The sequence below is a fragment of the Photobacterium sp. Hal280 genome (genome assembly GCF_037162255.1).
Taxonomy (GTDB): domain Bacteria; phylum Pseudomonadota; class Gammaproteobacteria; order Enterobacterales; family Vibrionaceae; genus Photobacterium.
On the sequence record NZ_JARLUO010000005.1, the window covers coordinates 174,912 to 188,475 of the forward strand.

At 54.3% G+C, this 13,564-nt stretch carries 14 protein-coding genes and 1 pseudogene; 12 read left to right on the forward strand and 3 right to left on the reverse strand.

From position 1 onward, the window contains the following. Nucleotides 1-54: 54 nt before the first annotated feature. Nucleotides 55-462, reverse strand: coding sequence for a flagellar basal body-associated protein FliL (locus P4S53_RS09890; RefSeq protein WP_027250521.1), 408 nt, complete (start codon nucleotides 460-462; stop codon nucleotides 55-57). Between the two features lie 158 nt (nucleotides 463-620). Between P4S53_RS09890 and P4S53_RS09895 the strand changes: the two genes are divergently transcribed. Beyond that, nucleotides 621-1,229 carry a chorismate--pyruvate lyase family protein gene (locus P4S53_RS09895; RefSeq protein WP_337112558.1) on the forward strand — a complete coding sequence of 203 codons (609 nt, stop codon included), beginning with the start codon at nucleotides 621-623 and terminating at the stop codon, nucleotides 1,227-1,229. Between the two features lie 10 nt (nucleotides 1,230-1,239). Further along, a complete protein-coding gene (gene ubiA, locus P4S53_RS09900) occupies nucleotides 1,240-2,091 on the forward strand; it encodes a 4-hydroxybenzoate octaprenyltransferase (RefSeq protein ID WP_442958658.1) in 852 nt (283 codons plus the stop codon). A 69-nt stretch (nucleotides 2,092-2,160) separates the two neighbouring features. Here the strand turns inward: ubiA and plsB are convergent, their stop codons facing one another. Next, nucleotides 2,161-4,617, reverse strand: coding sequence for a glycerol-3-phosphate 1-O-acyltransferase PlsB (gene plsB / locus P4S53_RS09905; protein WP_337112560.1), 2,457 nt, complete (start codon nucleotides 4,615-4,617; stop codon nucleotides 2,161-2,163). Nucleotides 4,618-4,837: 220 nt separating this feature from the next. Here plsB and lexA point away from each other — a divergent pair, with 220 nt between their 5' ends. The 6 genes and pseudogenes from lexA (at nucleotide 4,838) to P4S53_RS09935 (ending at nucleotide 10,823) form a co-directional block, all read left to right on the forward strand. Next, entirely contained in the window at nucleotides 4,838-5,458 is a 621-nt protein-coding gene (gene lexA / locus P4S53_RS09910; RefSeq protein WP_337112561.1) for a transcriptional repressor LexA, read from the forward strand. A 92-nt stretch (nucleotides 5,459-5,550) separates the two neighbouring features. Further along, entirely contained in the window at nucleotides 5,551-6,348 is a 798-nt protein-coding gene (locus P4S53_RS09915) for a class I SAM-dependent methyltransferase (RefSeq protein ID WP_337112562.1), read from the forward strand. Nucleotides 6,349-6,594: 246 nt separating this feature from the next. Beyond that, nucleotides 6,595-7,737, forward strand: coding sequence for a cytochrome c oxidase subunit II (gene coxB, locus P4S53_RS09920; RefSeq protein WP_442958683.1), 1,143 nt, complete (start codon nucleotides 6,595-6,597; stop codon nucleotides 7,735-7,737). Nucleotides 7,738-7,762: 25 nt separating this feature from the next. Then, nucleotides 7,763-9,352, forward strand: a complete 1,590-nt coding sequence (ctaD, locus tag P4S53_RS09925; protein ID WP_442958684.1) for a cytochrome c oxidase subunit I — start codon at nucleotides 7,763-7,765, stop codon at nucleotides 9,350-9,352. A gap of 9 nt (nucleotides 9,353-9,361) precedes the next feature. After that, on the forward strand, nucleotides 9,362-9,913 hold the full coding sequence (locus P4S53_RS09930) for a cytochrome c oxidase assembly protein (RefSeq protein WP_337112565.1): 552 nt from the start codon (nucleotides 9,362-9,364) through the stop codon (nucleotides 9,911-9,913). Nucleotides 9,914-9,921: 8 nt separating this feature from the next. Continuing rightward, a pseudogene (locus tag P4S53_RS09935) lies at nucleotides 9,922-10,823 on the forward strand (cytochrome c oxidase subunit 3). A gap of 17 nt (nucleotides 10,824-10,840) precedes the next feature. On the opposite strand, the gene P4S53_RS09940 reads toward P4S53_RS09935, so the two are convergent. Beyond that, entirely contained in the window at nucleotides 10,841-11,047 is a 207-nt protein-coding gene (locus tag P4S53_RS09940; RefSeq protein ID WP_337112566.1) for a DUF2909 domain-containing protein, read from the reverse strand. Between the two features lie 53 nt (nucleotides 11,048-11,100). On the opposite strand from P4S53_RS09940, the gene P4S53_RS09945 reads away from it, so the two are divergent. Genes P4S53_RS09945 through P4S53_RS09960 form a run of 4 tightly spaced genes read left to right on the forward strand, consistent with a single transcriptional unit; the run spans nucleotide 11,101 to nucleotide 13,549 of the window. Next, nucleotides 11,101-11,781, forward strand: a complete 681-nt coding sequence (locus P4S53_RS09945) for an SURF1 family protein (protein WP_337112567.1) — start codon at nucleotides 11,101-11,103, stop codon at nucleotides 11,779-11,781. A 34-nt stretch (nucleotides 11,782-11,815) separates the two neighbouring features. Continuing rightward, nucleotides 11,816-11,953 carry a hypothetical protein gene (locus P4S53_RS09950; protein WP_337112568.1) on the forward strand — a complete coding sequence of 46 codons (138 nt, stop codon included), beginning with the start codon at nucleotides 11,816-11,818 and terminating at the stop codon, nucleotides 11,951-11,953. Continuing rightward, nucleotides 11,935-12,363, forward strand: coding sequence for a cytochrome oxidase (locus P4S53_RS09955; RefSeq protein ID WP_337112569.1), 429 nt, complete (start codon nucleotides 11,935-11,937; stop codon nucleotides 12,361-12,363). Before P4S53_RS09950 ends, P4S53_RS09955 begins: the two co-directional genes overlap by 19 nt. A 31-nt stretch (nucleotides 12,364-12,394) precedes the next feature. Beyond that, on the forward strand, nucleotides 12,395-13,549 hold the full coding sequence (locus P4S53_RS09960; RefSeq protein WP_337112570.1) for a COX15/CtaA family protein: 1,155 nt from the start codon (nucleotides 12,395-12,397) through the stop codon (nucleotides 13,547-13,549). Nucleotides 13,550-13,564: the final 15 nt, after the last annotated feature.

The following is a 13,564-nucleotide window of genomic DNA, read 5'->3' on the forward strand; positions in this document are numbered from 1 at the left end:
TTTTTTGTCACCTCTAAACCACAGGTGATGGCGGTGGTGATTGTTTTGTCGGGGTTACTGGTACAGATATTTGGTGAACAGCAGCTCAGTTAATAGCTTTTGGTTGGTCTCGGCTATCAAGAGATCATTCACTTTGTCCAGGCATTGCTGGCGTATGGCTTCGCGACCGGCCAGAGACTTGATTTTCACTTCCGGCTGTTCGCCAATGATTTGGATAATGGCATCGCGGATCAGCGGCGCATGGTGTTCCACCAGAGGGATATAGTCCGGGTCGGAGACCATGAGATCGACCTGCAGGCGCAGATAACCCAGTTTTTTACCTTGGGTGATGTAGTTGGTGGTGATATCCGGCGTCAGGGTGAAATAACTGTATTCAGGGGTCTTTGCCGGCGCAGATTGTGCCAGCGCAGGCTGAGTCAGGGTAATCAGCACCATCGCCAATGTCAGGAGTAGAGATTTCATCTTGCTATCCATCTGTATCAGGGAAAAATCTGTTACCCAAGTGCCTACTTTGGCGAGGAATGATATTCCTGTCCGTGACGGCTTGCTACAATAGGGCATCATTCAGTGTTATCAATTGGCCACATTCTATCACCCTTTCTAGGAATTGAATTGGGAAGATGTCGAAATTCAAGCAGATATATCAGTCCGCTCTGGACAATGCCGACTGGCAACTGACGGAAAACATACACCTCAATCAGCCGGAACTGCAAAGCTGGTTGCAGGAAAATGGCTCGTTGTCACGTCGTTTTGCCCGTTATTGTCATCAGTTCAGTGTGCTGCTGCTGGCGCAGGAGCCGATCAAAGCCAGCCGCTTACAGCCTGATGAGCAGGCGATGCTGGGGCCAGTGGATTGCCTGGAGCGTATCGTACTCTTGCATGGCGACGGTGTGCCCTGGGTGTTTGGCCGTACGCTGATCCCGGTGCCGACCCTGACGGGAGAAGAGCAGGACATCGCCCGGCTGGGAGAATCGCCGCTGGGTTACCGGGTGTTTACCGATCAGAGTGCGCGCCGTGACGCCCTGCAGCTGGCGCGCATTCCGTTCCATGGCGATGAGCTATGGGCGCGGCGCTCCCGCCTGTGGGTCAAGGAAAAGCCGATGCTGGTGGCTGAGCTGTTTCTGGCCCCCGCGCCGGTTTATCAGCCAGACAGCGCCATTGAACGGCACATGACCGGTGGTCTCGGGCAGCAAGAAAGCCGCCCATTACGAACAAAAGTAGGAGAGTGAAGGTTTGGAGATGACCAAAGCCAGAGCGTACTGGCAGCTAGCGCGGATGGATCGCCCGATTGGCAGTTTGTTACTGATGTGGCCGACCCTGTGGGCCTTGTTTCTGGCTGCAGATGGCATGCCGGATATCAAGGTGTTGGTGGTGTTCGTGCTCGGGGTTTTTTCGATGCGCGCGGCGGGCTGTGTCATTAATGATTACGCCGACCGGCATTTTGACGGTCATGTAAAGCGCACCGCGCAGCGTCCTCTGCCTTCCGGTTTGATCAGCGAACGCGAAGCGCTGGGTTTTTTTGCCGTGTTGTCGTTCGTGTCTTTCGCCTTAGTGCTGACCATGAATACACTGACAATTCAGTTGTCTGTGGTCGGCCTGTTGCTGGCGGCCGCTTATCCGTTTATGAAGCGCTACACCCACTTGCCGCAGCTGGTGCTGGGCATGGCCTTTGGCTGGGCCATTCCAATGGCGTATGCCGCGCAGTCTGGGGCTTTACCGCCAGTGGCCTGGCTGTTGTTTATCGCCAATATTCTCTGGACCATTGCCTATGATACCCAATACGCCATGGTCGACAGGGATGATGATTTAAAAATCGGCATCAAATCCACCGCCATTCTGTTTGGCCGCAATGACAAGCGCATGATCGGCCTGTTGCAGCTGGGTACATTAGGGCTGCTGATTGTGGTCGGTATGCAGATGGGGCTATCTCAGCTGTACTACTGGAGCCTGCTGGGTGCGGCGGCGCTGTTTGTTTATCAGCAGATGCTGATTCGCGGCAGAGAGCGTGAACCTTGTTTTAAGGCTTTTCTCAACAATAACTATGTCGGCATGCTGGTGTGGTTGGGCATGGCTGCAGGCCTAATGCTCTGAGCTGAGGATTCCGCTCCGGTTGTAAAAACGCCCGCATATTGCGGGCGTTTTCTGTTGTCAGCGGGGGGATTATTTGTTCGCTGAATCCGGCCCCGGCTCTTTTTTCTCTTCCCGGTTCATGACTGCCTGAATGGTCAGCTTCACTTCCGGAGACACCAGGTCGGCCAGTAAATCGGCCAGAGTGGCCACCGGACGGGACACGGCATGGTTGTCCTGATTCAGATAGCCTTCCTGACGCAGGGTTTTGACCATCGCAGAGAAGACGCCTTTATCGAAGAATTCAGGCGCATTAATCCCATGAAGGCGGCTCAGGCGCTGTGCCATCATCTGGCTTTGCTGCTCCAGATCGCTCTTCATCAGCTGAGGTTCGCTGCGCAGCAGCGTCAGGGTAATGGCATAGCGCTGCAAGGTTTCGGTAATGGTATTGCCCAGTAACTGCAGCGGCCCGATACGGACACTGTTGAGCGACAGTTCATTGCCGTCGCTCAGGATCAGCCGCTGGCGGATCAGCTCATCAATCAGGGCATCAACCGCTTCCGGTAAATCCGCCCAGTCAAAACGCAGGTAAAGTTCGGCCTTCAAAAACGGATACAGCAGGCTGATCTGACGATGCATTTCGGCCCGGCTCAGGCGCTGGTGCGAGACGACTATGTGGGCAATCAGCGAAGGCAGCGCAAACAGGTGGATGATGTTATTGCGGTAATAGGTCATCAGCAGTGACTGCTGCCGATCCAGCGACACTATCTCTCCCAGGCTGTCACGCTCAACCATGAACTTGTCCATGCTGATGGCATTCTCAACCAGCTCAGCTGCTGTGTCTGACGGCTGGGTACAGTCCGATGAGTAGGGCGTGTTATGGAGCAGCTGCAGGTAACAGTCAATCTGTTGCTCCAGCTCTTCACGGCTCAGGGCGCGCTGGCGGGAGGCCAGCAAGGCCAGCGCACAGAGGGTCAGACCGTTGGTCGCTGCCGCATCGTTGATGTGGGTCATCATCTTATCGGCCAGGTTGTTGACCACAGGGTTGAGCCATTGCGGGCGGGCAGGCTCAATCGGGTCGATATGCTGACGCCAGTCCGGCACCTGCTCGTTCAGGTACTGATTGAGCGGGATAGGCTCACCGAAGTTGACATAACCCTGGCCGAAATTGCGCAGTTTACGCAGGGTGCGCAGTACCTGGCCCAGGCTTTCTTTTTCTTTGCGCTTTCCACGCAGCTCTTTGGCGTAAGTGGCCACTTCCATCACGTGTTCGTAGCCAATATACACAGGCACCAGAGTGACCGGGCGGTTGAGGCCGCGCAGCATGGCCTGAATGGTCATCGACAGCATGCCGGTTTTCGGGGCCAGCAAGCGGCCGGTCCGGGATCGGCCGCCTTCACTGAAATATTCCACCGAATAACCTTTGGCAAACAGCTCGCCGAGATATTCGCGAAATACTGTCGAATAGAGGCGGTTGCCCTTAAAGCTGCGGCGGATAAAGAACGCGCCGCCGCGGCGGAAAATCGGCCCGGCCGGGAAAAAGTTCAGGTTAATTCCGGCTGCAATGTGCGGCGGCACCATGCCTTCCTGATAGAGTACATAAGACAGCAGCAGGTAATCCATATGGCTGCGGTGGCAGGGCACATAGACAATCTCATGGCCATCCTGCGCTAATTGGCGGACGCGCTGGGCATTGCTGACATTGATCCCTTTGTAGAGACGATTCCATAACCAGCTCAGGAAGCGGTCACCGTGACGGACCAGGCTGTAGGAGAAATCGGCCGCAATTTCTTCCATCATATCAATGGCTTCTTTGCGCACTTTTTCTAACGGCACATCGCGGCTTTCCGCTTCCTCGCGGACCACTTTTTCTATCGCTTTGGAAGCCAGCAGGCGGTTAAACAGTGCCTGACGCTGCGGCAGACGCGGGCCGGCAGCGGCCAGCTTCTGGCGGGAGAAGTGGATCTTCGCCACCCGGGCCAGCTTATTGGCAATCGCGTTATCTGTACCGTGCTTGTCGGCCATAAATCGTAAGGACATGGTCGGGCTGAGGCGGACCATGCAATCCCGGCCCTGTGCCAGCACTGCGAAGCATTTTTCCGGGCCATTTAAGGCTTTGAGTATTGGTTTTTGCTCACCTTCAGTGCCGGGCTTGCGGCCCCATAAGATCGACGCGGGCAACAGCTGAACATCCAGTTGCTGATCCGCTTTATGGGCCGCCAGCAAATCGGTAAACAGCGTTAAAGATTTGGCCGGTAACTGGCCATCACTGCCGAAAATGCTCGGGCTGTTGGCGACGAAGACATAGCGGGGGAACACCTGGCCATTAATGGTAACAGGCTCCAGCGGGTCGGGTAGTCCGACGGCCCGGGTCGCCGCACTCAGGGTCAGCAGATCGGTCTGCGAGCTGAAAGGCAGGGTGTAGATAATAGGGCGGTCGAGATCCAGTTCCAGTTCAGAAACAGGATCGGACGGAATGGTACGGGTCTTCACCAGTAAAGAAAGCGGCAAATTCAGAAGACTTTGCGAAAATTTCTGCCAACTTGACATGTTTATAACGAGCCTCGAAATCTTAATGCGTGGCAAGGATAGCAGAAAACAGGCCGGTTATTGCTGCGAAAAATAGGATACAGGAGAGCAAAGCGTAAAATTTTGTTCGCTGGTGTTATGGCAGGGACTGCCAAGCCCGCATTTCATTGAATATAGTCTTTTCAAAACAATGAACACTGGATATACTCACAGTGAACTGTATAAAAAGACAGGGTATGTCATGAAGCCGTTAACGCCACGCCAACAAGAAGTCTTTGATTTGATCAAAGCAAAAATTGAAGTAGCCGGCATGCCGCCGACTCGGGCGGAAATTGCCCGTGAACTGGGGTTCCGATCTGCCAACGCGGCAGAGGAGCATTTAAAAGCGCTGGCTCGTAAGCAGGTGATTGAAATTGTACCGGGTGCATCACGCGGTATTCGCCTGCTGGTGAATGACGAGGATGCACAGGAACGTGGTTTGCCGCTCATCGGGCGTGTTGCTGCCGGTGAGCCGATTCTGGCTCAGGAACATGTTGAAACCCATTACGATGTCGACCCGTCTATGTTTAGACCGCAGGCTGATTTCTTGCTGCGTGTGAATGGTATGAGCATGAAGGACATCGGCATTATGGATGGCGACTTGCTTGCGGTGCATAAAACCCAGGATGTCCGTAATGGCCAGGTGGTGGTTGCCCGTGTCGATGACGATGTGACGGTCAAACGTCTTGAAAAGAAAGGGTCTCAGGTATACCTGCATGCTGAAAACGAGGCGTTCGCACCGATTGTGGTGGATCTGACCCAGCAGCACCTGACCATAGAAGGCATTGCGGTGGGGGTGATTCGTAACGGCGACTGGGGCTGAGACCTGATCGCGTGTAAAGCGTCGACGAATCCTTTGCAATAGTGAATGATAGTCATTATCATCAATCTATCACCTTGTAGACGATGACGATAATGACGAAATCTGCCCGCTATCATATTCCGGCTGCACTTTTGCAGCCGCTCTGGCTGCGTAGCCGCGAGAGTCTGGCTGACGGTGGCTTGATTTATGACCCTTTGGCCGCAGCGGCTTGCCAGCAATGTCATCTGGCACCCGATTGTCTGGCTGGTAATGTTGATCAACACCAGCTGCTGCACGCGACCCTGACTCTGTTGGTGGATCAGCGGGTACAGCATTTCCTGCGCCGCTTTCCGAATGGTCATGTCATCAATGTGGGGGCCGGTCTGGATACCCGCTTCTATCGTCTGGATAATGGCCGGTGCCGCTGGCTGGAGCTGGACTGCAACGAGAACCTGCTGTGGCGACAAAAGCTGTTTCACGCCAGTGAGCGGTATCGGATGCAGTCGGGCTCTGTGACGGATTTGAGCTGGTTATCCCAGTTGCCGACCTCTTTTTCTTCACCGGTGATGCTGGTTTGTGATCAGGCTTTGCTGCAGGTTTCTGCGACGGATGTGGCGAAATTTGTCCAGCGAATAGGCTGTCACTTTAATCAGCTGGAATTGTGTCTTGTGCTGGCCGGCGATCGCTGTGACAGCGCTTTGGGTCATAGGTTAGGGACGCAGGACTATGCCCATGGTTTTGAGGATCCTGTCCGCCAGTTGCTGCAATGGCTGCCGTGGGCGGAGCAGATATCCAGCGACTCTCCCCTGACTGTGCCTTGTCCTCGCTGGCGTCCCTGGCAGCGTTGGTTGTCGCACTTGCCTTCGTTCGGTCACAGACTGACACCGATAGTCTCGCACCTTCGTCTTTAAGCCTGCTCTTTTCTCTTTCTGCCCGCTTATGTCTACCAGCGCCCATTTCTGGTGGGCGTTGACTATTTCTTACTCAAATTTTTGTTCATTCCGGCAAATCTGTCCTAAGTTAAATGTAAACAAGCTGTTATGGCTATTTTGCGCTGATTAGGGAATCCTGGCTGAGACAGGCGTCTGTTGTCTCTGGCGTGGGACGGTAACTGGCACTTGGCTGTCAGGGTGACTGAGGGAGGGATCCACAGAATGATGCGGCAATTGTTTTATGGATTATTGGGCTTGCTGAGTTTGCCCTTGTTGGCAGAAACCAAGTCGATGCCGCTGAATATGACCCAGGGCGTCACCGGGATCAGTCAGCAAGTCTATTCACTGCACATGACGATTTTTTATATCTGTGTCGCGATAGGCATTGTGGTATTTGGCGTGATGTTCTGGGCGATTATTCATCACAGAAAGTCACGGGGGGCTGTGGCGGCCTCCTTCCATGAAAGTACCCGGGTTGAACTGCTCTGGACCCTGATACCTTTTGTGATTTTGATCGTGATGGCCATTCCGGCGACCAAAACGCTGCTGGCGATGGAAGATGCATCGCAACCGGACATTACCATTCAGATCACCGGCTCACAGTGGAAATGGCACTATCGCTATTTCGGCGAAGATGTTGAGTTTTATTCCAACCTGGCCACTTCTCAGGCCCAGATTAACAATGAACGTCAAAAACGCGATAACTACCTGCTGGAAGTCGATCATCCGCTGGTGGTGCCTGTCGGGCAGAAAATCCGCTTTCTGATGACCTCACAGGATGTGATTCATTCCTGGTGGGTTCCTGCGTTTGCCGTCAAGAAAGACGCCAATCCCGGTTTCATCAACGAAGCCTGGACCAAAATTGACAAACCGGGCATCTATCGCGGGCAATGTGCCGAGCTGTGTGGAAAAGATCATGGCTTTATGCCGATTGTGGTGATCGCCAAGCCGCAGGCCGATTTTGAGGAATGGCTCCAGGTCACTAAAACGGCTCAGCGAGAGGCAAAAGCTGAAGAGCAGCGTCTGCTGGATATGCAGATGCCCATGGATGAGCTGATGGCGATGGGGGAGACAGTCTACAACACCCGTTGTGCTGTGTGTCACCAGGTGAATGGTCAGGGGTTACCGGGCGCTTTCCCTGCATTAGCGGGTGACGGTATCGCCATCGATCCCGCGAGGAAACTGGAACACATCAGTGTTGTTGTGCACGGACGAAATGGCACAGCGATGCAGGCATTCGGACCGCAGCTGAGCCTGAAGGAATTAGCCTCTGTCATTACCTATGAGCGGAATGCCTGGGGAAACAACACTGGCGATACGGTTCAGGCAGCAGAAGTGCAGGCAATTCTTAAGGGCGAACAGCTTTAGGGAGTAACAGGTCATGACGGACATGATGCGTGAACAGGCTGTGGAAGAAACCAGCCATACTGAGCATGATACACATCATCAAAGTGGTATTAAGCGCTGGCTGTTTACTACCAACCACAAGGATATCGGTAGCCTGTACCTGATGTTCAGTTTCACCATGTTCCTGATTGGTGGAGCAATGGCGATGGTGATCCGGGCTGAATTGTTCCAGCCGGGGTTACAATTGGTTGAGCCGCTGTTTTTTAATCAGATGACCACAGTTCATGGCCTGATCATGGTCTTTGGTGCCGTGATGCCCGCCTTTACCGGATTGGCAAACTGGATGGTGCCCATGATGATCGGGGCGCCGGACATGGCGCTGCCGAGAATGAATAACTGGAGTTTCTGGATTTTGCCGTTTGCCTTCCTGATACTCTTGTCTTCATTGTTCATGGAAGGTGGCGGCCCTAACTTCGGCTGGACTTTCTATGCGCCCCTCTCGACAACGTACAGCCCGCAAAGCACTGGCCTGTTTGTCTTCTCGATTCATATCATGGGGATCAGTTCCATCATGGGGGCGATCAACGTCATCGTCACTATCATGAATTTACGCGCGCCTGGCATGACTTACATGAAGATGCCGCTGTTTGTCTGGACCTGGTTAATCACGGCATTTTTGTTAATTGCCGTGATGCCGGTGCTGGCGGGGGCGGTTACTATGGTGCTGACCGATAAATACTTCGGCACCAGTTTCTTTGATGCTGCCGGGGGCGGGGATCCTGTGATGTTCCAGCACATCTTCTGGTTCTTCGGTCACCCGGAAGTGTACATTATGATTTTGCCGAGTTTCGGTATCATTTCCGCAATTATCCCTGCCTTTTCGCGTAAAAAACTGTTTGGTTACAGCTCCATGGTATACGCCACGGCGTCGATTGCCGGCCTGAGTTTTCTGGTTTGGGCGCACCATATGTTTACCACTGGGATGCCGGTGGCCGCCGAGCTGTTCTTCATGTACTGCACCATGCTGATCTCGGTGCCGACCGGGGTGAAAGTGTTTAACTGGGTGGCGACCATGTGGCGAGGATCACTGACGTTTGAAGTGCCGATGCTGTTTGCTATCGCTTTTATTATCCTTTTTACCATCGGTGGCTTCTCCGGTCTGATGCTGGCCATTACCCCGGCAGATTTTCAATATCACGATACCTATTTCGTGGTGGCTCACTTCCACTATGTGCTGGTGTCGGGGGCAATCTTCTCCATTATGGCTGCGGCATATTACTGGCTGCCGAAGTGGACGGGGCATATGTTCAATGACCGTCTGGCGAAATGGCATTTCTGGTGCTCAGTGATTTCCGTCAACATCCTGTTCTTCCCGATGCATTTCCTGGGACTGGCAGGAATGCCGCGCCGGATTCCGGATTATGCGCTGCAGTTTGCCGATGTGAACGCCATTGTCAGTATTGGCGGCTTTCTGTTTGGTCTGTCACAGCTGATTTTCCTTGCCGTCGTGGTGAAGTGTATACGTGGCGGGGAACCGGCAGGTGCGAAACCCTGGGATGGTGCCGAAGGACTGGAATGGACAGTGCCTTCTCCGGCGCCACATCATACTTTCTCCACCCCACCAAAGGTGGATTAAGGAGGCAATATGGCTGATGCGGATCAGGAAAAAGGCAAGAAGAAATCGTTACTGAGCCTGATTTTACTGTCATTGGGGATGTTTGGTTTCGCTTTTGCTTTGGTGCCGCTTTATGACGTGTTTTGTGACGTTACGGGTATCAACGGCAAGACGTCCGATCAAGTCGCTGCCGCCAGCGAGAAGGTGGACGACCAACGTACGATTACGGTGGAGTTCATGGCGTATGTGCATCCTGGCATGGCCTGGCAGTTTGAGCCGGAAGTGACAAGGCTGGAGGTACATCCGGGTGAAACTCATAAAGTACTGTATTCGGCTAAGAACCTGACGCAGCTAGCAACGGTAGGACAAGCCGTACCGTCTGTCTCGCCGGGGCTGGGGGCGCAGTACTTCAATAAAATTGAATGTTTTTGCTTTAACCGACAGCCACTGGCAGCCGGGGCGTCAGCAGAGCTGCCTTTGCTCTTCTATATTGATCCCAAGCTGCCTGAGGATATCAAGACGCTGACTCTGGCTTATACCTTGTTTAACGCTCAGCCGGAACCTGCGGCGCAAACGCAATGAGGTCGACCATGGCAAATCCGTACACAGAACATGAGCAGTCGCTGAAACCGTCCCATGATCATTACTATGTGCCAGCGGCCAGTGGTTGGCCGATAGTCGGTGCTGTGGCGTTATTTCTGATAGCGATGGGTGCAGGGGCGACCGTCGGCGGACTGTTTAGCGGTCATGGCCCCTGGATTTTGATGGGCGGCGTGGGCCTGCTGTTGATCATGCTGGTGGGATGGTTCCGCGATGTGATCAGTGAATCGATGACCGGCCTGTACAGTTCCCAGATGGATCGATCGTTTCGGCAGGGGATGAGCTGGTTCATTTTCTCAGAAGTGATGTTTTTTGCCGCCTTTTTCGGCGCACTGTTTTACGCCCGTTTGATCGCCGTACCCTGGCTGGGTGGGGCGGGCAATAACGCCATGACCCACGAAGTTTTATGGCCGGAGTTTGTCGCACACTGGCCCTTGATACTGACACCGGGGGTAGCGAAACACAAGCCATGGGGCCGGTTGGATTGCCGCTTTACAACACCCTCATCCTGTTGACCTCTTCGGTGACGGTACACTTTGCCCATGTTGCGCTGGAAAAAGGTGAACGACAGAAACTGACGCTGTTTCTGCTGTTAACCGTGTTACTGGGCTGGCTGTTTGTGTACCTGCAGGGTGTCGAGTATATCCATGCCTATGAAGAAATGGGTCTGACACTGGATGCGGGTGTCTACGGTAATACTTTCTTTATGCTGACTGGCTTCCACGGTATGCACGTGACCCTGGGCACTATCATTTTGTTCATTGTCTGGCTGCGGGTCCTGAGAGGGCACTTCACTCCGCAGCACCATTTCGCCTTTCAGGCAGGTGCTTGGTACTGGCACTTTGTGGACGTGGTGTGGCTGGGGTTATTTGTCTTTGTCTATATCCTCTGAGGACGATGCCGAAGGTATCAGTACGGACGTGTGTTGGGTTCCAGAATGCCTGTGGCCAGCGCCAGCAGCAACAGGGCAAATAAGAGTGCGGAAAACAACACACGGCGGCCAAGGTAGTGAGACATAGGTTTGTCTTGTTTGCCTTTTAGCATCACAGGCAAGGCGCGAAACAGATTAAATACGATAAAAATCAGCAAACAGACAATCAAGGCTTTCAGCAGCATGGTATCTCCGTAGATGGCTGAATCAGGGCGCCAGTGAAGAGGTACAGGACGCGATGAGACGGACAGGATTTGTTCTTTTTACTTTGGTGGTCCTGACCGTGTTGGTCAAGCTGGGAATGTGGCAGATCTCACGGGGACAGGAAAAAGAAACGCTGACAGCAGCACTGAAGCTCAGGGGAGAGCAGATATTTTACAGTATCGCCAGTCTGCCGGATGATCCCTTGTGGTACCGGGTCAGGCTCAGCGGCGAATATGATCACAGCAAAGCGATTTTACTGGATAACCAGCTGGATCGCGGCCGACCGGGTTATCACCTGTTTTACCCGTTCCGGACGGAAAACGGCGCCTGGGTACTGGTGAACTTAGGCTGGTTGCCTGCACCCCAATACCGGGATGAGCTGCCTGTGTTACCCGAATTTCATGGCCAGGTCATGCTGACGGGCATGATTGCACCTTCGACGCAGCTTCCTGAACTGAGCGAGGCCGGGACAGAAAATGGCTGGCCCAGGCGGGTACAAAACATCAAGCCAGCAGAACTGGCAGCGGCAACAGGATTGCCCTTGCCTGACTGGGTCATACAGATAGCGCCGGATGATCCATTGGCGCTCAAGCAAAACTGGCAGGCCGTCGTAATGGGGCCGGAAAAGCATTACGCCTATGCCGTACAGTGGTTTCTGCTGGCGCTGGCGGTCGCCGGACTGGCCTGGTGGTGGCTGAAACGCAGTACGCACTGAGAACGCAGTGTGCGCTGAGAATCAGGAGTCAGGGATGAGAAAACACATCAATTTAGTGCTGTTGTTACTGTTGTTTGTTTTGCCTGTGGTGGTGGCCAAGCTGGTGCTGGACAACCACTGGTATCAGGGGGCGCCATCAATCGGGGGCAGCTATTGGATGAGCCTGTGGTGACCGACTGGCTGGGGATGCGTGGCAAATGGCAGTTGGTGTATCTGCTGCCGGCAGAGTGTGATACCCGTTGTCAGGGCGCCTTGTTTAATTTGCGTCAGGTGCCTCAGGCCATGGGGGCCGAACAGGAGCGTATTGCCAGCCTGGTACTGGTCTCAGGTCAGGGGGATACAGGCTTACCTGCTGCAGAGCATGTGCAGGCCGGCGGCAGTACAGTATTGGCCGCACCGGATCCTGTCCTTGCTCAAATCCGTGCGTTGGAATTCGGCGCCCAGGCCATTTATATCTCAGATCCGCAAGGCAATGTCATGCTGGCTTATCCGCTGGTGGAAGGTCAGACCCAGGTCCTGGCTCAGGGGAAGGACATGCTGAGGGATCTCAAGCGTTTACTCAAGGTTTCCAAAATAGGCTGATGCTGCAAACCGCATGCGCTAAGGAGTGGCGATGTTATCAATGGCTTCTTCCCAACACCGGCAGGCTGACCGGCGTTTTACCTGGCTGGTTGGACTGACGCTCTTATTATCCGTTGCGGTCATCGCTCTGGGGGCTTATACCCGGCTGACAGAGGCCGGGCTTGGTTGTCCGGACTGGCCCGGCTGCTATGGTTTCATGACCGTCCCCAAAACAGACGCTCAGCATGCACTGGCTCAGCAGGCTTTCCCGGAGCACCCGGTCGAGATTCATAAAGCCTGGAATGAAATGCTCCACCGCTACATGGCCGGTTCGCTCGGGCTGCTGATTGTGGCCATGAATGTCGTGGCCCGTCGCCGCGTTGACAGACCGCGCCGTTTACCGCTGGTGTTGCTGGGGATAGTAGTCTTTCAGGCGATGCTGGGGATGTGGACTGTGACCATGTCGCTCAAACCGGTGATCGTGATGGGTCACCTGCTGGGCGGCTTTACCACCGCCAGCTTGTTACTGGTGCTCTGGTTACGGATGTTGATGAGACAGCGGGCGCGATTACCGGCTGTGCAGTCTCCCGCGCACCAACGACTCAGTGTCAGGCGCTTAGCCGTGGCCGGGCTGATCGTGGTGGCAGTGCAGATTGCTCTGGGCGGCTGGACGGCGGCCAACTATGCCGCTGTGGTGTGTACTCAGTTGCCTGTCTGCGAAGTCGACTGGGTGAGTAAATTTGATATCAGGGCGTTTGAGCCCTGGCAACCGGGTTTTCAGACCTATCAGTATGGTGTACTGAATTTTGACCAGCGGGTTTCGATTCATGCGGCGCACCGTATCGGCGCTATGCTGACGACGCTGGTGCTCCTGCTGCTTTCCTGGCGGTTATGGCATATCGGCTGGCGGCGTCACGCCGTCGTGATAGTGGTGTGCCTCTCCGGACAGATCGCGCTGGGGGTGACAAATGTACTGGCCAGCCTGCCACTGCCTGTGGCTGTGGGCCATAATCTCGGCGGTTTAAGTCTACTGCTCAGCGTGCTGGCGGCGAACTGGGCGTTGTTTAGGGTTCCAGCTGCAGTGAGTGTCAGCCGGTCTGCACGGATACCGCGGGTGAAAACAGTCCGTCATGCTCCGCTCCAGTTGCAGACAGGTTCACAGGGAAGGCAAACGCATTTTGGCCGTATGACACCCAAGTCAGGCTAATTCAGGGAGGGAAGC

Coding starts and splice junctions, on each gene's coding strand:
- P4S53_RS09890 (WP_027250521.1), bottom strand. CDS start 462: ATGAAATCTCTACTCCTGACATTGGCGATGGTGCTGATTACCCTGACT.
- lexA (WP_337112561.1), top strand. CDS start 4,838: ATGAAGCCGTTAACGCCACGCCAACAAGAAGTCTTTGATTTGATCAAA.
- P4S53_RS09960 (WP_337112570.1), top strand. CDS start 12,395: ATGTTATCAATGGCTTCTTCCCAACACCGGCAGGCTGACCGGCGTTTT.
- coxB (WP_442958683.1), top strand. CDS start 6,595: ATGCGGCAATTGTTTTATGGATTATTGGGCTTGCTGAGTTTGCCCTTG.
- P4S53_RS09950 (WP_337112568.1), top strand. CDS start 11,816: ATGAGAAAACACATCAATTTAGTGCTGTTGTTACTGTTGTTTGTTTTG.
- plsB (WP_337112560.1), bottom strand. CDS start 4,617: ATGTCAAGTTGGCAGAAATTTTCGCAAAGTCTTCTGAATTTGCCGCTT.
- P4S53_RS09895 (WP_337112558.1), top strand. CDS start 621: ATGTCGAAATTCAAGCAGATATATCAGTCCGCTCTGGACAATGCCGAC.
- P4S53_RS09940 (WP_337112566.1), bottom strand. CDS start 11,047: ATGCTGCTGAAAGCCTTGATTGTCTGTTTGCTGATTTTTATCGTATTT.
- ubiA (WP_442958658.1), top strand. CDS start 1,240: ATGACCAAAGCCAGAGCGTACTGGCAGCTAGCGCGGATGGATCGCCCG.
- P4S53_RS09945 (WP_337112567.1), top strand. CDS start 11,101: ATGAGACGGACAGGATTTGTTCTTTTTACTTTGGTGGTCCTGACCGTG.
- P4S53_RS09930 (WP_337112565.1), top strand. CDS start 9,362: ATGGCTGATGCGGATCAGGAAAAAGGCAAGAAGAAATCGTTACTGAGC.
- P4S53_RS09915 (WP_337112562.1), top strand. CDS start 5,551: ATGACGAAATCTGCCCGCTATCATATTCCGGCTGCACTTTTGCAGCCG.
- ctaD (WP_442958684.1), top strand. CDS start 7,763: ATGCGTGAACAGGCTGTGGAAGAAACCAGCCATACTGAGCATGATACA.